This is a genomic window from Oceanospirillum sediminis, assembly GCF_014164585.1.
In the GTDB taxonomy this organism is placed as follows: domain Bacteria; phylum Pseudomonadota; class Gammaproteobacteria; order Pseudomonadales; family Halomonadaceae; genus Oceanospirillum; species Oceanospirillum sediminis.
Map to the genome: position 1 here is coordinate 191810 of NZ_JACJFM010000002.1, position 19882 is coordinate 211691.

The 19882-nt window shown below is 47.8% G+C and carries 16 protein-coding genes; 1 reads left to right on the forward strand and 15 read right to left on the reverse strand.

Annotation, left to right across the window (positions count from 1 at the left end):
- Window positions 1-35 precede the first annotated feature (35 nt).
- The 4 genes from H4O21_RS02450 to H4O21_RS02465 all read right to left on the reverse strand — a co-directional run bounded on the left by H4O21_RS02450 (window position 36) and on the right by H4O21_RS02465 (window position 6085).
- Window positions 36-980 (reverse strand): Nudix family hydrolase, encoded by a 945-nt coding sequence (locus tag H4O21_RS02450; protein ID WP_182807248.1) that lies wholly within the window; start codon window positions 978-980, stop codon window positions 36-38.
- A gap of 78 nt (window positions 981-1058) precedes the next feature.
- A complete protein-coding gene (gene argJ, locus H4O21_RS02455; protein WP_182807249.1) occupies window positions 1059-2273 on the reverse strand; it encodes a bifunctional glutamate N-acetyltransferase/amino-acid acetyltransferase ArgJ in 1215 nt (404 codons plus the stop codon).
- Between the two features lie 27 nt (window positions 2274-2300).
- Entirely contained in the window at window positions 2301-5042 is a 2742-nt protein-coding gene (gene secA / locus H4O21_RS02460) for a preprotein translocase subunit SecA (protein WP_182807250.1), read from the reverse strand.
- Window positions 5043-5155: 113 nt separating this feature from the next.
- Complete coding sequence (locus H4O21_RS02465) at window positions 5156-6085, reverse strand: M23 family metallopeptidase (RefSeq protein ID WP_182807251.1); 930 nt, start codon at window positions 6083-6085, stop codon at window positions 5156-5158.
- A gap of 69 nt (window positions 6086-6154) precedes the next feature.
- Here H4O21_RS02465 and H4O21_RS02470 point away from each other — a divergent pair, with 69 nt between their 5' ends.
- A complete protein-coding gene (locus H4O21_RS02470) occupies window positions 6155-6625 on the forward strand; it encodes a DciA family protein (protein WP_182807252.1) in 471 nt (156 codons plus the stop codon).
- Between the two features lie 82 nt (window positions 6626-6707).
- Here H4O21_RS02470 and lpxC read toward each other — a convergent pair whose 3' ends face one another.
- From lpxC to H4O21_RS02525, 11 genes are all read right to left on the reverse strand, one after another.
- On the reverse strand, window positions 6708-7616 hold the full coding sequence (gene lpxC, locus H4O21_RS02475) for a UDP-3-O-acyl-N-acetylglucosamine deacetylase (RefSeq protein ID WP_182807253.1): 909 nt from the start codon (window positions 7614-7616) through the stop codon (window positions 6708-6710).
- A gap of 99 nt (window positions 7617-7715) precedes the next feature.
- Window positions 7716-9044, reverse strand: a complete 1329-nt coding sequence (gene ftsZ, locus H4O21_RS02480; RefSeq protein ID WP_182807254.1) for a cell division protein FtsZ — start codon at window positions 9042-9044, stop codon at window positions 7716-7718.
- Window positions 9045-9082: 38 nt separating this feature from the next.
- Window positions 9083-10375, reverse strand: coding sequence for a cell division protein FtsA (gene ftsA / locus H4O21_RS02485; protein WP_182807255.1), 1293 nt, complete (start codon window positions 10373-10375; stop codon window positions 9083-9085).
- Window positions 10376-10447: 72 nt separating this feature from the next.
- On the reverse strand, window positions 10448-11146 hold the full coding sequence (locus H4O21_RS02490) for a cell division protein FtsQ/DivIB (RefSeq protein ID WP_182807256.1): 699 nt from the start codon (window positions 11144-11146) through the stop codon (window positions 10448-10450).
- A 19-nt stretch (window positions 11147-11165) separates the two neighbouring features.
- Entirely contained in the window at window positions 11166-12077 is a 912-nt protein-coding gene (locus H4O21_RS02495) for a D-alanine--D-alanine ligase (protein WP_370463907.1), read from the reverse strand.
- 1 nt (window position 12078) lies between these two features.
- On the reverse strand, window positions 12079-13545 hold the full coding sequence (gene murC, locus H4O21_RS02500) for a UDP-N-acetylmuramate--L-alanine ligase (RefSeq protein ID WP_182807258.1): 1467 nt from the start codon (window positions 13543-13545) through the stop codon (window positions 12079-12081).
- Window positions 13517-14608: an undecaprenyldiphospho-muramoylpentapeptide beta-N-acetylglucosaminyltransferase gene (gene murG, locus H4O21_RS02505; protein WP_182807259.1), complete on the reverse strand. Its 1092-nt coding sequence runs from the start codon at window positions 14606-14608 to the stop codon at window positions 13517-13519. The genes murC and murG overlap by 29 nt, the downstream gene beginning before the upstream one ends.
- A complete protein-coding gene (gene ftsW / locus H4O21_RS02510) occupies window positions 14589-15872 on the reverse strand; it encodes a putative lipid II flippase FtsW (RefSeq protein WP_255487094.1) in 1284 nt (427 codons plus the stop codon). Before ftsW ends, murG begins: the two co-directional genes overlap by 20 nt.
- Complete coding sequence (gene murD, locus H4O21_RS02515; protein ID WP_305082218.1) at window positions 15862-17325, reverse strand: UDP-N-acetylmuramoyl-L-alanine--D-glutamate ligase; 1464 nt, start codon at window positions 17323-17325, stop codon at window positions 15862-15864. The genes ftsW and murD overlap by 11 nt, the downstream gene beginning before the upstream one ends.
- 16 nt (window positions 17326-17341) lie before the next feature.
- On the reverse strand, window positions 17342-18424 hold the full coding sequence (mraY, locus tag H4O21_RS02520; RefSeq protein ID WP_182807260.1) for a phospho-N-acetylmuramoyl-pentapeptide-transferase: 1083 nt from the start codon (window positions 18422-18424) through the stop codon (window positions 17342-17344).
- Between the two features lie 53 nt (window positions 18425-18477).
- Window positions 18478-19866 (reverse strand): UDP-N-acetylmuramoyl-tripeptide--D-alanyl-D-alanine ligase, encoded by a 1389-nt coding sequence (locus tag H4O21_RS02525; protein ID WP_182807261.1) that lies wholly within the window; start codon window positions 19864-19866, stop codon window positions 18478-18480.
- Between the last annotated feature and the right edge of the window lie 16 nt (window positions 19867-19882).

The window sequence follows — 19882 nt, forward strand, 5'->3', positions numbered from 1 at the left end:
AGTCGACCTGTTTACTCAATGATCAGAAGCTATAATTATAGCTGGGGCCAGAAAGCCCTGATACCAGCAACCCCCTGTCCACCAAGCCCTCTGGCACGCCTGATATCAGCTCGTCCCAGACCACCCAGAGCATACGCAGGTACAGACAGTTTCTCTATCATTTCACTGAATTTCTGCCATCCCAGCGCCTCTACTCCTGGATGACTCGCCGTCGGCTCAACCGGACTCAAAGTCACCATATCCGCCTGCAAAGCAGCTGAGATATTTAACTCAGCAATATTATGACAGGCACACGACAGCAACTTATCTGATGGTACAGGTCGCTGTGAATAATAGGATAAGCGCTCACTGGTCAGGTGAATACCGTCTGCTCCCACCTTATCAAGCAGGCCAGGCTCAGCGTTAAGCAATAACCGGGCATTTGCCTCTCTGGTCAGCTTCAGTGCTTTTTCAGCACGAGCAATAAATTCGGCTTCATCCAGCTCATGACAGCGCATCTGCACCAGTGAAATACCGGACTCAAGCGCTTTCTGTAATTTACTCAGCCAGTCATCTTCATTATCGGCATCGCCAGTAACCAGATAGTGGTCCGGCAACCCCAGGGCTTTCAGAATCGGTTTATTGGCCTCGGGAAAACTATACTGTGACAACTCATCAGGTGAGACCCAGCGCACGGCCTGCCCCTCTTTTCCATACGCCTCACCATCAAACTGATCGACACTCCATATATCCAGTAAAACATTTTTCTCAGGATACTGGTGATGAATACGAATCAGTGGTGTTGCAGATACAACCTCGATACCAACTTCTTCATGTAATTCACGAACCAATGCCTGACGAGCAGTTTCATAAGGGGCCAGCTTACCGCCCGGAAATTCCCAGAGCCCCCCCTGATCAACAGTAGCAGGACGACGGGCAATCAGGACATTGCCCTGATCATTTGTCACTACAGCAGCAGCAACATGGAGTGTTTTCGGCATGAAATATATCCCGATAAGCAAAACGGCAAACCTGAAGCAAAATGCTCCGGGTTTGCCGGTTAATCAAAGACAGGTTGTTTAGCTGCGATAATCAGCATTAATGCTGACATAGTCATGAGAGAGATCTGTTGTCCAGACCGTATCCTGCTCACCACCAATTCCCATATTAATACGAATCTGAATATTTTCTCTGGCCATAACAGCAGATCCTGCTTCTTCGGTATAGTCAGCTGCGCGACCACCATCAGCAACAATTTGCACATCATCGAGCCAGATAGAAATTCGATTCACATCAATGTGTGAAACATCGGCACGCCCGACCGCAGCCAGAATTCTCCCCCAGTTAGCATCACTGGCAAACAAAGCCGTTTTGACCAGAGGCGAATGAGCCACAGTGAAGGCTACTTCCAGAGCATCCTTTGCTGTTGCAGCACCTTCTACATTAATCTCAACAAACTTAGTGGCACCCTCACCATCTTTCACAATAGCATGGGCCAGTTCGCGCATCACGTTATCCAGTGCTTGCTGGAAAGTATCAACAGCATCCTGATCAGCCCGATCAATACGTGCGGAACGCTTTGTCGCAATTAGCATACAAGCATCATTCGTAGAAGTATCACTGTCTACAGTAATACGATTAAACGAACGATTCGTGCTGATTGTCAGCATTTCCTGCAACAAGTCTGTATCAATATCAGCATCTGTCGCCACGAACCCAAGCATGGTCGCCATATTAGGCTTGATCATGCCAGATCCTTTAGAAATACCATTGATAGAAACCAGCTGACCATTGACAGTCACCTGAGCCACAGCGCCTTTAGGCCGGGTATCTGTGGTCAGAATTCCTTCAGCGGCATCAGCCCAGTTATCTTCAGCAAGACTCTCAAAAGCAGCAGGCAGGGCCGCTTCAATTTTATCTGTTGGCAGGGGTTCCCCAATCACACCAGTAGAAAAAGGTAATACCTGCTGAGAGGAAACAGATGCGACCTCAGCCAGCGCTGAACAACATTGCAGAGCAGCCTGATAGCCCTGCTCACCAGTTCCGGCATTAGCATTCCCGGTATTCACTAACAGATAGCGCGGCGTACCTTGCTGCAGATGTTCTTTAGCTACCAGCACAGGAGCTGCACAGAAAGCATTTTTTGTAAAAACACCGACAATGGAGGCCTGTTCAGGGCACTCAACAATCACAACATCTTTACGACCGGGCTTTTTAATACCTGCAGAGGCGACACCAAGACGTACGCCGGGTACCGGAAAAAAAACAGGTAATTCAGAAGGGCCTACAGCCATGAAATACTCCTTAAACCACTCAGACTTTTAACTGAGCTTACCGTGACACTGCTTATATTTTTTACCAGAACCGCATGGGCAAGGTTCATTGCGTCCGACTTTTCGACCATCACGAACGAAAGGCTGAACCTGATTTTCATTATTATCTGAATTATCTGATACGTCTTCATCGCCCTGCATGCCTCCTGAATCAGCATGTTGATACTGATACTGCTGCTGAGCCTGAGCTTCACGTCTGCGACGTTCCATCTCTTCAACGTCTTCTTCTTTCTGAACCTGAACATGACTCAGAACCCGAATAACATCGTGCTTGATATTGGACAACATTGACTGGAACAGCTCGAAAGATTCGCGCTTATATTCCTGTTTCGGGTTTTTCTGGGCGTAGCCACGCAGATGGATTCCCTGACGCAGGTGATCCATTGACTGCAAATGTTCTTTCCAACGTGTATCCAGGACCTGAAGAAGAACCTGCTTTTCAAACTGACGGATGGTTTCAATACCTACCTGCTCTTCTTTCTCTCGGTAGATTCTTACCAGCTCATCACTGATTTTTTCTCGCAAGGTTTCTTCATACAGAGACTGATCTTCATCCAGCCACTGCTGCACAGGCAGACGCAACGCAAACTCTGATTCCAGATGTTGTTCCAGTCCAGAGATATCCCACTGTTCAGGCATACTCTGTGGTGGAATACAGGTATCAATTGCCTCACCCAGAACATCAGCTCTGATTGAATCAATCATTTCTTCCAGCGACTCAGAGTTCAGAACTTCATCCCTTTGCTGGTACACCACTGTACGCTGATCATTTGCAACATCATCGTATTCCAGCAGCTGCTTACGGATATCAAAGTTGCGGCCTTCTACCTTGCGCTGCGCTTTCTCAATCGCATTGGTCACCATACGGTGCTCAATAGCCTCACCTTTCTCCATACCCAGAGCCTGCATAAAGCCCCGGATTCGGTCAGAAGCAAACAGACGCATCAGATCATCTTCCATAGACAGGAAGAATCGGGTTGAGCCCGGATCACCCTGACGACCGGAACGGCCTCTCAGCTGATTATCGATGCGGCGAGACTCATGGCGCTCGGAACCAACAACATGCAGGCCTCCTGCAGCCAGTACAGCATCATGGCGTTCCTGCCATTGGGCTTTAATCTCTGCTATACGTTCATCGGAAGGGTTATCTTCCGCATTAACTTCTGCTTCCCAGTTACCGCCCAGCATGATATCAGTACCACGACCTGCCATGTTGGTAGCAATCGTTACTGAACCCGGACGCCCGGCCTGAGCAATAATCTCAGCCTCACTGGCATGTTGCTTAGCATTCAGGACATTATGTCTGATACCCGCTTTTTTCAGCAGACCACTGACATACTCAGAAGCTTCAATGGATGCAGTCCCCACCAGTACAGGTCGTCCCTGTTCGGTTTCATACTTCACATCTTTAATTACAGCTTCAAACTTTTCTTCCATTGTCAGATAGATCAGATCATTAAGGTCTTTCCTCTGAACCTTTTTATTGGTTGGAATAACCACTACATCCAGACCATAAATCTGGCGGAACTCAAAAGCTTCAGTATCGGCGGTACCTGTCATACCGGACAGTTTGTCGTATAAGCGAAAATAGTTCTGGAAGGTTGTTGAGGCCAGTGTCTGACTCTCATTCTGAATCGCTACACCTTCTTTTGCTTCAACAGCCTGATGCAACCCTTCAGACCAGCGTCGTCCGGGCATAGAGCGTCCGGTATGCTCATCCACAATAACAATTTCATCATCCTGAACAAGATAATGAACATCTCTCTGGAACAAATTATGAGCACGTAAACCTGCATTGATATGATGCAGCAGACTCAGGTTGCCCGGCGCATACAGACTTTCCCCTTCAGGCAATAAGCCTTCTTTCTGCAGCAGTTCTTCAACGAACTGGTGGCCGTCCTCCGTCAGGTCAACCGTTCTCTGCTTCTCATCTTTAATAAAGTGACCTGTCGTTGTTGTCTGATCACCTTCTGTGACTTCCTCACCTTTCTCCAGCAGAGGAATCAGGTTATTAACAGTACGATACATCTCTGTATTATCTTCTACTGCACCAGAGATAATCAGAGGCGTCCGCGCTTCATCAATCAGAATAGAGTCAACTTCGTCAACAACGGCAAAATTCAACTCACGCTGCACTCTGTCTTCCAGAGAAAAAGCCATGTTATCGCGAAGATAATCAAAGCCGAATTCGTTATTAGTGCCGTATGTAATATCGCAGGCATAGGCTGCCCGCTTCTGCTCAGGCATCATACCTGGCACAGCCACACCTACGGTCAGCCCGAGGAACTCATACAGAGGGCGCATCCATTCCGCATCACGACGCGCCAGATAATCATTCACAGTAACGACATGCACACCTTTCCCACTCAGAGCGTTCAGATATACAGCCAGAGTCGCAACCAGCGTTTTACCTTCACCAGTGCGCATTTCAGAAATTTTGCCACCGTTCAGCACCATACCGCCGATAAGCTGAACATCAAAGTGGCGCATTCCCATTACCCGGACGCTGGCTTCGCGACAGACAGCAAAAGCTTCTGGCAAAATCTGCTCCAGTGTCTGTCCGTCTTTCAGACGGGACCGGAACTCACCAGACTTCGCCTGTAGCTCATCATCTGATAAGGCTTGCAGTTGCTCTTCCTGAGCATTAATTTTTTTTACAATCTTTCCTAACCGCTTAAGTTCACGGTCATTCTTACTTCCGATAATTTTTTTTAACAGGGATGCAACCATGATATTTCTTCAATAACTGAATGCCTGAAACAGAAAGGCATGAAAATAATAAAATTCTGCCCGCATAGTAACATGGACTCATGCGGGCAGGAATGTGATTCGTCTGACAAGCCTTAGCGACTGGCTCTGTTGATAAACTTTGCGGGGTTCACGGAACGGCCTTTATGTCTGACCTCATAATGCACATGGGGTCCTGTCGACCGGCCACTGCTTCCCATATAGGCCAATACCTGGCCTTTGCTGACAATATCACCGGGTTTCACAGCATTTTCCTTATTGTGGGCATAGCGTGTGGTATAGCCACCACCATGGTCCACTTCCACCATCAGTCCATACCCATACCGGGGGCCAGACCAAGTGATAACCCCTGCGGCTACTGCAATAATTTCAGAGCCGTCTTTACCAGCAAAATCGACCCCTTCATGCCATGCTTTGCGCCCGGTAAAAGGGTCTGTTCTTTTGCCATATTTAGATGACAACCAGCCTTTTTTAATCGGCCTTCCAGCAATAAATACATCATCCTGAATTTTTCGGTTTCCCAGCAGAGATTCAATTACTTCAAGCTGCTGCTGACGATCTTCAATAGTGCGTGCCAGCTCATCAAGAGAAGAGATGAAATCATCTACTTCAACTCTGACGCCCGTTTCTTTTGCTGCCGGGCCACCTACCGGAGGAGTACGGTCAAAATCAAATTCCCCCTGATCAAGATCAGCAATGTGAGTCAGCCTTTTGCCCAGAGCATCTAACCGCACCAGCCTGGCCTGAAGTTCAGCTATTCGGACAGTTAAAGCATCCAGTTGTTCCTGGGAATGCTGCTTCAATTTCAGCACTTCCTCTTTCTGCGTAGTAAGATCTGACATCCACTGACGTGCTGACTCATTGGTCAGCAACTTATCTTCCTGTTTCAGGATGAAATACAAGCCAGCTCCACCAACAACCATTGGCGTTACAATAAAGAGTAAAACTAATAAGGTCAGAGTAAAGCGTGAGATGTTAAAATGTTTAGAGGCGGTATGCCGATTATTAAAAATGACAATATTCATCAAGCTGACCCTAACTTAATTCCGTATTATAAATATTTGTTTTACTTGACCCTAAGCTGGACACAGTATATGCGATCCGCTCGCTCGACAAAACGCCTGAATACGATAATTCACCAGGAAAATAGCATGCCAGCCCGGATATGGCGCAAAAGTGAATTTTTACAAGAACTTAACAATGAGATGCAGGTATTATTACCTGAAAACCTCCGACAACGCTGCTTTATTGCGAATATCTCCCGATCAGAAGTGATCATCCATATCCACACAGCATCGCTACTCACCCGTTTGCGCCAGTTTCAATCTGTTATTATAACTCATATTAACCAGCACTATGAGTGGGCTGAAATCCGGAAAGTATCAATCAGAGTAAGGCCCGCTATATCACAGGCCTCTGCCAGACAAAAAAAAATAAAGCGACGTAAAAGCCCCCTTATAGCAGAGACAATCTCTGAAGGAGCCCGGCATTGCTCTGACGAGGGCCTGAAAAAAGCCCTTATGGCATTAGCCAGACATATCTCTGAAGACTGTAAGGAAACCTGATCACCAGGTTAAAAGCAAAACACAGGCGGCCTCACCAAAAAAAAAGCCCCGATATACGAGGCTTTTATCCGTTAATATCAACTCAGACTGCAGCAGGTTTCATATATGAAATAGGAGAAATATCAGCTTCTTCAAAAGTGATAATCTCATAGCACTCAGGCCTTTGCAGCAACTCTCTGAGCAACATATTATTGAGACCATGACCGGACTTATACCCAACAAACTCACCAATCAGACCATAGCCAAGCAAGTAAAAGTCACCGATAGCATCCAGCACTTTATGGCGGACAAACTCATCCTCATAGCGTAAACCATCTTCATTCAGAATATTGTACTCATCAACGACAATAGCATTATCCATGCTACCACCCAGGGCAAGATTCTTTGAGCGCAAAAACTCAATATCCTGCATAAATCCGAATGTTCTGGCACGACTCACTTCTTTCACAAAAGAAGTGCTTGAAAAATCAATTGTTATATCCTGCTTCTGACGGGAAAACACTGGATGATCAAAATTAATCCCAAAGGAAACCTTAAAGCCATCATATGGTTTGAATGAAGCCATTTTATCGCCATCATCAACGCGCACAGACTCTTTAATGCGGATAAATTGCTTTGCTTTATCCTGCTCACAAATACCTGCAGACTGTATCAGAAATACAAAAGGCCCTGCACTGCCATCCATAATAGGCACTTCCGGAGCGCTGACCTCAACATACAGGTTATCAATCCCCAGACCAGCCAGAGCGGATAACAGATGCTCAACGGTACCGACTTTTGCTTCTCCTTGACCAATCGTTGTTGATAACGTTGTTTCACTGACATTTGTGGCGGTGGCTTTTATCTCAACAGCCGGATCAAGATCCGTTCTTCTGAAAACAATGCCCGTGTCAACAGCGGCAGGACGCAAGGTTAAATACACTTTTTTTCCAGAATGCAGGCCTACGCCTGTCGCACGAATCGTATTCTTTAGTGTCCGCTGTTTAATCATGCCACTTCTTACGCTATAAGGTTTAAATAGTATCTATCGTACCAGATTACTAATGATAACTGCTATCAATAAAAGCTTTTTATGCTTACCGGGCAGATATCAATCCGCCTGCCGTCTCAGGAAAGCAGGAATATCCAGATAATCCATATCTGATTTGCTCTCAGCTTGCTTTTTAATAGCAGCAGGATCCTGAGTCTGAGCCTGAGCTTTACGGTTCATCGCGGGCTGACGTTCAAACTGAGTATAGTCTGTCGGTGCTGAGGCCATCTTCTCTTCAGGTGCCCTTCTGGTTGCAGCCGACTGAGCAGCAGCATTCTGACGCACAGCGGCTTCAGACGAAACAGAACCAGCCTGTCTGGAGACATCGGCCTGAGGCTGTACCTGTGCCGCAGTAGCTTGCTGAGGTGGCTGTTGAACCTGTGGAGCGGATTGCTGTATATCTTCCGGCTTACGAGCACCCAGGTCAGGACCAAGGCCAGCAGCAACAACAGTCACTTTCACCTCATCGCTATTATCCATTTCCGGATCAATAGATGTCCCTATCACTACAGTAGAATGCTCTGATGAAAACTCATCCAGCAGATCACCTACAGCGGTAAATTCACCAATCGAGAAATCCTGTCCAGCCGAAATATTAACCAGGATACCTCTGGCATCGCGCAGATCAATATCTTCCAGTAATGGGCTGCGAATAGCTTTCTCTGTTGCTTCCAGAGCACGATTCTCACCACTGGAGGAGCCATTACCCATCATAGCCATGCCCTTCTCAGACATCACTGTACGTACATCAGCAAAGTCTACATTGATCATACCTGGACGGGTAATCAGGTCTGCAATACCCTGCACAGCACCAAGTAAAACATCATTTGCTGCCCCAAACGCCTGGAGGAGACTGGTATTTTTGCCAAGCGCAGTCAGTAGCTTTTCATTTGGGATCGTGATCAGAGAATCAACATGCTCCGACAGAGCCTTAATACCAGCTTCTGCAATTGCCATTCTTTTACGGCCTTCAAACGGGAAAGGCTTGGTAACAACCGCTACTGTCAGAATGCCTTGCTCACGGGCTATTTCAGCAATTACCGGTGCGCCACCAGTACCTGTGCCACCACCCATTCCCGCAGCAATAAAAACCATATCAGAACCAGCCAGCAATTCAGCAATGCGATCCCGATCTTCCAAAGCAGCCTGACGGCCAACTTCCGGATTCGCACCAGCTCCCAGACCTTTAGTCAGCTCGCTGCCCAATTGAATAATACTTTTCGCCTCAACCTTTTTCAGTGCCTGGGCATCTGTATTAGCCACAATAAAGTCAACGCCCTCGACATTGTGCCGAAGCATGTGGGTAACCGCATTACCGCCACCGCCGCCGACTCCGACAACCTTGATGACAGCGTTGGCATTTGCTGCATTATCTAAAATCTCAAACATTATCCAGTCTCCTCAACGCACTATAAAACGCAGCTTTGTCAGAAGTTACCCTTAAACCAGCCTTTAATTCTATCAACTACACCGGCATCAACGCTATCAATATCGTGAACCGTTGCGGATGTCCCATGCGATTCTGCCTGTTTTTCACCTGAGTAGCTGGCCTGAGATCTGGAAAGATCATTATTATGCAAGCCATATGCAATCAGGCCGACTCCTGTAGAGTAAATCGGGTTTCCCATTACCTCTGATAACCCTTTAATATTAACAGGAGATGCGATTCTTACCTGCATATGAAAGATCTCTTCTGCCAACTGAGTCACACCTTCCATCTTAGATGCCCCTCCAGTCAACACGACACCTGCAGGAATCAGGTCTTCAAACCCACTACGACGAATTTCATCCAGAACCAGTGAAAACAGTTCTTCGTATCTTGGCTCAACAACTTCAGCCAGTCTTTGCCTGGACAGCTCCTGAGGCTCACGATCCCCAATACTGGGGACTTCAAAAACATGATCCTCATCCGCCAGCTGCGTTAAAGCGCAGGCATATTTAATTTTAATCTCTTCCGCACTTTTTGTCGGTGTTCTTAGCGCCATTGCAATATCATTAGTCACCTGATCGCCTGCAATGGGAATCACAGCAGTATGTTTAATCGCACCTTCAGTAAAAATAGCAATATCTGTGGTGCCACCACCAATATCTACCATACAAACGCCCAGTTCGCGTTCATCGTCACTCAGAACTGCATGACTTGAAGCCAGCTGCTCAAGGATGATGCCGTCAACATCCAGATTACAGCGCTGCACACACTTCTCAATATTATGTATAGCATTAACGGCCGCTGTCACCAGATGCACTTTGGCTTCAAGTCTTACACCCGACATACCAAGAGGCTCTTTAATTCCTTCATGATCATCAATGGCATATTCCTGAGCCAGTAGATGAATAATCTCCTGATCTGCCGTAATGGTGACAGCCTGAGCCGTTTCAATAACACGATCAATATCGGCCTGAGTCACTTCGCGGTTTGTGGTACCTACCACGCCATGAGAGTTCTGACTTCTGATATGACTGCCAGCAATACCGACAAAAACAGAGTGAATATCATACCCGGCCATCAGTTCAGCTTCTTCGATAGCTCGCTGAATAGACTGAACGGTAGACTCAATATTAATCACCACTCCTTTTTTCATACCAAAAGAAGGATGAGTTCCTATGCCAACAATCTCAATATCGCCATCCGGTCGCTGGTGTCCAACAATAGCAACAACTTTGGATGTTCCGATATCAAGCCCGACAATTGTTTTGTTGTCCGTCATATCTGCCGCCATAAGCCGGGCATACTCCTGAATACTGAAACTCAAAAACCAAGAAAAAACAGATCATCTGCAAGATTATAAAGACTATTGCTGCCATTCAACAGCAAAACCATTAGGGTACCTCATATCCACCAGACGTATTTCACTCCAGCGCTCAGGCAGCTTTTCGTAAACTGATTTCAGACGCCTCAGATTCGCTTCCAGATGATCTTTACCCAGCAGAATCCAGGGACCATCAGCAATATGAAGTGACCAGGCACCATATCCAGCCAGAGACAGCACATCTGGTTTTAATCCGTACGCTTCCAGCTCCTGCCTGACCGTCTGATAAACCTGCCAGACCTTCTCTTCACTTCCCGGAGGCCCTGCAAGATGCGGTAAAGATTCAAACGCTTTCTGATCCTTTGGAAAAAAAGGAACTAGATTAGAATCCAGCAAACCATTTTGCAACCAGTTTGCTACGGCTTGCTTTTCTTTCAGCCTTAACTCTATCTGTTCTGGCCAGACGCGTTTGATGTCAGCACTGTCCACCCAGGGCAGAGCTTCAACCCCACTCTTCACTTCGGATAACTCTGAAGCCAGGAACCCAGGCAGCAGACTTCTCGCCAGAACATACTGCAACTGGTCCGGACGGGTATGTTCAAGCTTTCCTAACACCCGAACTTCACTGACAGGCCAGTAAAGCAGCGGCTGAATAAACTTATATCCTGCCGCAATGATAATAAATACCAAAGTAAGGATCAGTGGATTTAACCAGTCAAGACGTAACTGATAACGACTCACCAATGAACTCCTTTACCACTCACACAGCATGATAACGTTTCTGCGCAGCCCTGATAATTTCAAGAACCAGCTCAGCAAAGCTATAACCTGCAGCCTTTCCAGCCATAGGTACCAGACTATGATCAGTCATACCAGGCAGAGTGTTGACTTCCAGCAACTGAGGCCTGTTGTCACCATCAACCATCAGATCAACACGCCCCCAATCCCGACATCCCACTGCATTGAAAGCTTCAATAGCCAGGGACTGAATATGGGATTCTTCTGCCTCTGTTAAACCACAAGGCAGCAGATATCGGGTATCATCCACCAGATATTTCGCCTCATAATCATAAAACTGGTGATGAGTCTCCAGACCAATAACAGGCAGCGCCCGACCGTCAAGAATCGTTACGGTATACTCCTTTCCGGTAATCCATTGCTCTGCAATAACCTGACTATCCAGCTCTTCAGCTTTGAGAACAGCCACTTTAAGCTCATCCAGCTGCTCAACTTTGGACAGACCGATACTGGAGCCTTCATGAACAGGCTTAACCATGAGGGGACCACCAAGAGTCTGCCAGATCTGTTCGGGATCACTGTCATGATCAATCACAGCATATGCAGGTGTTGGCAAACCCAGTGTTTGCCAGATCTGTTTGGTCCGTACTTTGTCCATAGCCAGAGCAGAACCCAGCACACCACTGCCTGTGTAGGGAATGTCCAGGCTATCAAGCAATCCCTGAATAGTGCCATCTTCGCCACCCCGACCATGCAGCGCCAGAAATGCGATATCAAATTCATTTTTTCGGAACTGATCCAGCCAGCCTTCACAAACATCAACAGGCAACACATCAATATCAATACTGCGCAAAGCATCAATGACTGCCTGCCCGCTCTTCAGAGAAACAGCTCTCTCAGCTGACATGCCACCATACAGAACGGCCACCCGCATATCACTTATCCTCATTGATTACTGTTTTAAGGTCAGAAGCCGATAGCTTCTGCGCCAGCCCACCAATATCTCCTGCACCCTGCATCAACAGGATATCTCCATCATTCAGCACCGAAGACAGGACTTTGCTCAGTTCTTTTTTATCAGGAATAAATACAGGCTCAACCTGCCCTCTCTCCCGGATACTACGACTCAGTGCACGACCATCGGCACCAGGAATGACCTGCTCACCAGCCGCATAGACCTCCATCAGCAAGAGTTTATCCACACCGGACAAAACCTGAACGAAATCTTCATACAGATCACGGGTTCTGCTGAAACGATGAGGCTGATATACCATAACCAGCCTGCGTTCGGGCCAGCCACTGCGTACAGCATTAATCGTTGCTTCCACTTCTCTGGGGTGATGGCCATAATCATCCACCAGCATGGCAGAGCCATTATCGTGCTCCAGCTGACCTAACACCTGGAAGCGACGGCCAACACCTTCAAAACGTGCCAGCCCCTGACAAATAGCCTGATCATTGACACTTTCATCTGTAGCGACAGCAATAACAGCCAGAGCATTCAGTGCATTATGTTTACCGGGCATATTCAGTGTCACTGGCAGATCAGGTAAACCTCCTGGCCTGCAGGCTGTGAAACTGATCTGCTGCCCTTGCTGAGAAAAAGACTCAATCCTGTAATCAGCATCATCACTGAAACCGTAAGTAATAACTGGCCGGCTTATTTCCGGAAGAATATCTCTGACAACAGGATCATCAATACAGACAACAGCCAGACCATAGAAAGGTAAGTTGTGCAAAAAGTCGATAAATGTCTGTTTCAGTTTGCTGAAATCACCACCATAGGTCGACATGTGATCAGCATCAATATTGGTCACGATAGAGACCATTGGCTGCAGATGCAGGAATGACGCATCACTTTCATCTGCTTCTGCAACCAGGTAACGACTTTCACCCAGCCTGGCATTGCTGCCTGCGCTATTAAGACGTCCGCCAATAACAAAAGTAGGGTCAAGCTGAGCTTCTGCCAGTACAGTTGCCATCAGACTGGTGGTGGTGGTTTTACCATGAGTACCCGCAACAGCAATACCGTGCCGGAAACGCATCAGCTCTGCCAGCATTTCAGCGCGACGCACAATTGGCACCCGATTGGCCATAGCATAGGCTACTTCGGGATTATCCGGGTTAATCGCTGTTGATACGACAACAACATCTGCTCCGGATACATTAGATTCCGAATGACCGATAAAAACCTGAGCCCCCAGCCCTATCAGACGTTTCACGCTGGCAGATTCATTCAGATCTGAGCCAGATATCGCATACCCCTGATTCAACAGCACCTCTGCGATGCCACACATACCTACGCCACCAATACCAACAAAATGAATACGCTGGATCCGGCGCATTCCGGGAACACGATAACCGTTTTTTTCTTCAGTCAAAACATATCTCCAGACACTCATCAACAACCTGACTGGTCGCTCTGGGCTGAGCGGCTTTACGTGCATTCAGGCCCATTTGCTTCAATTGTTTTTTATCTGCGGACAAATCAGTCAGCACTTTTGCCAGCGTAGACGCATTCATTTCTTTCTGAGGCATCAGCACAGCAGCCTTTTCGTGGACCAGAAAACGGGCGTTCGCTGTCTGATGATCATCAACAGCAATCGGCAGAGGCACCAGAACAGAAGCCCGGCCAGCTGCGGCCAGTTCAGAAACAGTCAAGGCTCCGGCACGACACAATACCAGATCAGCCCAGCTGTATGCCTGATGCATATCATCAATAAATTCCGTCACATCAGAGTCAATATTAACAGCCTGGTAAGCCTGACATGTCCGGTCTTTTTTACCTTTCCCGGACTGATGACGCACCACTGGACGCTGGTGTTCTGGGATAGAGCTTAACGCTTCAGGTAAGCAATCATTGATCGCCTGAGCACCCAGGCTTCCACCAACCACCAGCAAGTGATAGCGCTCATTTTCAGTACAGACTGGCGCTATATCAAACAGCTCATTTCGAACCGGATTACCACTCACGACGGCTTTATCTTCTGCAAAAGCGCCGGGAAAAGCAGCAAAGGTTTTACGGGCAAAACGGTTTAACCAGCGATTTGTCATACCGGCGACAGCATTCTGCTCATGAATAAACAAAGGCACCCTCATTATCCAGGCAGCAAGCCCTCCCGGACCACTGGCAAAACCTCCCAGCCCGATAACCAGGTCAGGTTTATAGCGCCTTAATACCGATATCGCCTGCCAGACAGACCTGATAATTAACCAGGGAGCTGATAACTTTCTCCGTATACCTTTGCCTCTCAGACCAGCTACCTGAACATGATTTAATGGAATATCAGCCGCTGGAACCAGCCGGTTTTCAATACCGTTCGGACTGCCAAGCCACTCAACTGTCAGCCCTCGTTTGCGGAACTCAGATGCCAGTGAAAGAGCCGGAATAACATGTCCACCCGTTCCTCCGGCCATGATGAGCACTCGTTTCCCCTGATAGGGGTTAGTATCTTTTTCTGGCATACTCCGCTCGTTTCTCTTCCTTCAGGCGTTCACGTTCTTTCAGTGTCAGTCGGGTTTCCTGATCAACCCTGAGGGTAATGGCGACCATAACACAACTGACCAGAAGACTACTGCCGCCATAACTCATAAAAGGCAAGGTAAGCCCCTTTGTTGGCAACAGACCAGTATTCACACCAATATTAATAAAAACCTGTGCGGAAATAACCAGAGCCAGACCAAAACAGGTATAACAGTGGAACAGTAAGCCTGTCTCACCGGCCTTTCGCGCAATATGAACCATGCGAAAAACCAGCAAACCATAAATAAACAGTGTCGCCAGTGCTCCAATTAACCCCAGCTCTTCAGCCAGAATAGCAAATACAAAATCAGTATGCGCTTCCGGCAGATAAAACAACTTCTGGACACTATTGCCCAGCCCAAGTCCATCCCAGCCGCCCCGACCAAAAGCGATCAGAGCCTGCGTCAGCTGATACCCTGAATCAAACTGGGCAGACCAGGGATCAAAATACGTTGTCAGTCGTTTCATTCGATAAGGCTGCATCATAGCAATCATTCCAGCCATAGAAACGGTAGCCACCAGAAGCAGAATGAAACGCATCATGCCAACACCGGATAAAAACAACATACCCAGCATACTACCCAGAATCACAACAGTAGCACCATAATCCGGTTCCATAATCAGCAATAGCCCCATAAAGACCATTACTGCCAGCGGCTTAATAAAACCAGACCACCTATTTCTGACCTCATCCAGTCGTCGCACCAGATACCCAGCCAGATAAACCATCATAAACAGCTTGGCTAGTTCCGAGGGCTGCAAATTAACAATACCCAGAGAGATCCAGCGGGAACTACCATTAATCTCACGCCCGATTCCCGGCACCAGCACCGCCAGCAATAATAAAAAAGCCATCAGTAGCAGGACAAAACTGTTGTCATACCACCAGCGCATGGGAATCAAGACAATAAATAGCCCCAGTCCCAGCCCCATCAACACATAAATACCGTGGCGAATGCTGAAAAAGAAAGGATTACCGTACCGGCTGCCAGCGACTTCCATCGATGCAGAGGTCACCATCAACCAGCCCAGAAACAACAAGAACAGAGCCGAAAAAAGCAACCAGCCATCCACTCGGCGTGTCATTTCCCTGTTTACATATGGCAGGTGTAAAAATGTAGCCAGCGCACTGATCTTACCGGTATCCTGTTCTGCAGGAGCGACCTCAGCCCCCATCTTAAATTTTGCTAATTTCTCAGCAATCAAGGCTCAGCTCCTTTACTGCAGATACAAAAGCATCCCCACGAGCAGCATACCCCGAAAACATATCAAAACTGGCGCAGGCTGGTGATAACAGTACCAGATCTTCAGGCTCAGCCACCGCACGGGCCTTAATGACAGCATCCTGCATATCGGCGGCATAACTGAAGGCAATTCCATCTGGTAATATGGCTTCAATCTGAGGCCCATCTCTTCCCAGTAGAACCACTTCCCGGCAATACGACTGCACAGGCTCTGCAAGGTCTCCAAAATCAGCACCTTTGCCATCACCTCCGGCAATCAGTATCAACTTACCAGCACATCCGGGACCTAAGCCATTCAACGCAGCAACGGTTGCCCCAACATTCGTACCTTTCGAGTCATTAATATAATTAACACCATCAATACTGCCTGCCAGTTGACAACGATGGGCCAACCCCTGAAAAGATCTGAGTGCCTCCAGCATGGCAGAAAATGAAAAACCGGCACACTGACCGATCGCCAGAGCTGCCAGAGCATTTTCCTGGCCATGCCTGCCGGTCAGAGTAATGTCATCAACAGCAATCAGACGCTCATGCCCCAGAGCCAGATATTCTTTTCCTTCATGACAGACCACACCAAACTCACCAGACTCAGGCTGGTCGGTACCAAACCCAACCATCCCTGTTTTATAACCATGAACAGGCAGAGTAGCCTCATCAGAGCGGTTGACTACTGCGTATTCACATCCGGCATAGACCCTCTGTTTGGCAAGCGTGTACTCCAGAACATCAGGGTAACGATCCATATGATCCGGGCTTATATTAAGAATACAGGCCACCTGAGCTTTCAGAGAGTGCGTTGTCTCCAGCTGAAAAGAAGACAGCTCCAGTACATACAGATCTTTTGGTGAGTCTTTAAGCAACTCAAGGGCAGGAACACCAATATTCCCCCCCATACCGACATTAATCCCTGACCTCTCTGCCATTTGAGCTACCAGAGAAGTCACCGTACTTTTCGCATTAGACCCTGTTATCGCAATAATCGGGACAGATACCGCCCGGGCAAACAGTTCAATATCACCAACGATGGAAACACCTTGCTCCGCAGCCAGGCAAATTGCAGGCTCACTGATCGCGACCCCGGGACTGACCACCAATTCCTGAGCCTCACACAACTGCCCTGCATCCAGCGGTCCCAGCCAGATTTCAGTATCAGGAAACGCCTGTTCAAACTGCTCAAGTCCCGGAGGCCTGAAACGGGTATCAGCTACAGCAAACGCCACACCCTGATCTGCCAGATAACGAGCACAGGATAAACCTGTTTGTCCAAGTCCTATAATTACAGAATGCGGCAAAATCCAGCCCCCTTTCAGCGTTCTGCACAGAGTCATAAACACCAGAACAAAAGTTTCTCTGCCAAACGCAGTCTTATACTCCAGCCCGGAACAGGCAACTATCGAAGTGCTTCGTCCGGACATACCAATCTGAATAACCTCAGCGCAACTTCAACGTTGAGAGGCCAATAAGCACCAGTACAACGGTAATAATCCAGAAACGTACAATCACTCTTGGCTCGGGCCATCCCTTCAACTCAAAGTGGTGATGAATAGGAGCCATACGGAAAATACGACGCCCGGTCAGCTTAAAAGAACTGACCTGAAGAATAACGGAAAGGGTTTCCATCACAAAAACCCCACCCATAATAAACAACACAATTTCCTGGCGAACAATAACAGCTACAACCCCTAAAGCAGCCCCCAGTGCCAGAGAGCCAACATCTCCCATAAAAACCTGAGCCGGATAGGTGTTAAACCAGAGAAAACCCAGCCCTGCGCCTGCAATAGTGGCGCAGAAGACCACTAGTTCGCCGGCACCAGCGATGTAAGGGATATTCAGATAGTCAGCAAACTGCAGGTTACCGGAGGCATAAGCAAATACCCCTAATGCAGACCCAACCAGCACCGTAGGTAAAATAGCCAGACCATCCAGACCATCTGTCAGATTCACCGCATTACTGGTACCCACGATAACGAAATAGGTCAGGACAACAAATAATAGCCCCATCTCCCAGGTAAAATCCTTGATAAAAGGAATAATCAATGAGGTCTCAGCCAGACTCGGAGCAGAAAAATAGAGAAAAATTGCAGCACCGCCCCCCGTAACAGATTGCCAGAAATACTTCCATTTCGCGGGTAAGCCACGGGAATTTTTCTCAACCACTTTACGGTAGTCATCCACCCAGCCAATTGCGGCAAACAGCAGAGTAACCAGCAATACGACCCAGACATAACGATTACTCAGGTCGGCCCAGAGCAGCGTACTAATGGCTATTGCACTGATAATCAGGGCTCCCCCCATTGTTGGAGTACCACTTTTACTCAGATGACTCTGAGGCCCATCATCTCTGACAGCTTGCCCGATCTGAGCATCGACCAGCTTACGAATCATCACAGGCCCGAGTAACAAAGAGAATACCAGAGCAGTTAACACTCCCAGAATAGCTCTTAATGTTAGATAACTGAATACACTGAAAGGACTATAAAACTGGGCAAGCCAGTCAGTCAGAATAAGAAGCATGGGTCAAAACAGTTCCTGAATTATCATTTTTATTGCGTCACATAAAGCGACATTCAGATCTCAGATTTATCCATCAGCGCATCTGAGACCTTGTCCATAGCAGCACTTCTCGAGCCTTTGATCAGCAACACCGAATCAGCTGTAACCGCTTGTTTCAGTTCAGCAATCAGATTCACCTGATCATCAAAGTGCCGGCTATCCTCTCCAAACCCTCTGGCAGCATTCTGGCTGAGAGTGCCCTGAGTCCATAATTCATCAACACCTGCACTACGAGCATATATCCCCATCTCAAAGTGCAGACGTTCAGCCTCATCACCCAGCTCCCCCACATCTCCTAGAACCAGAATACGCTTACCGGGGAAATCCATCAGAGTATCAACTGCGGCCTGAACAGCGCCGGGGTTGGCATTGTAACTGTCATTCAGCAAAGTCGCACCTGCTAGCCCCGATAAAGTCTGTAAACGGCCCTTTATGCCGGAGAATTGCTCCAGCCCTTTTACAATCTGGCCGGAAGGGATTCCCAGACTGTAAGCACCAGCGGCGGCGGCCAGCGCATTGGATACATTATGCCTGGCAGGTACATTCAGCTGCACAGGAAACTCACCGTCCGGCATACACAATACAAAGTAATATCCTGTCGTTGTTGCCTGAATTGAATGGCCGCCTACTTGTCTCTCAACCCTTTTTTCTCTTGTATCACATGAGGGCGACGTCTTAACCGAATACACCAGAGTTCGTCGACCTTCAGCTTTATTCAGCCAGTAGGGAGCATAGGCATCATCACCATTGATAATCGCTACACCATGATCCGGCAAAGCGGACAAAAGTTCACTTTTTGCCAGCGCAATATTATCCATTGAACCGAACTCCCCCAGATGGGCTCCGGTCACATTCAGTACAATCCCTGCCTGAGGACGTGCAAGATCGGCGGTATATGCGATCTCCCCCAGATGGTTTGCACCCAGCTCTATCACAGCATAATCATGCTCCTGCTGTAACCGGAGCAGCGTCAGAGGAACACCGATATCATTATTGAAATTACCACTGGTAATCAGGGGACACCCCGACAATGACAGGATAGCCCCCAGCATCTCTTTAACCGTTGTTTTACCACTATTGCCCGTCACACTGATCACAGGGCCGGTGAACAGCTGACGATTAAAAGAAGCAATCTGTGCCAGAGCAAGATGGGTATCTGCCACCAGCCATTGAGCAACAGGCAACGGCTGAGGTTCACTGACGACCAGAGCAACGGCACCCTGGCTGACAACAGATGAACAGAATTGATGGCCATCAAAGCGCTCACCTTTCAGCGCAACAAAGAGATCCCCATGAGAGACTTTGCGAGAATCAATCACCAGTTGACTGAATTCTGCATCTCCATTAATCAACTGGCCACCAAAGGTTTTCTGCAACTCAGAAAGAGATAAGGCTCGCATCATAGTGGCTTTGACTCCG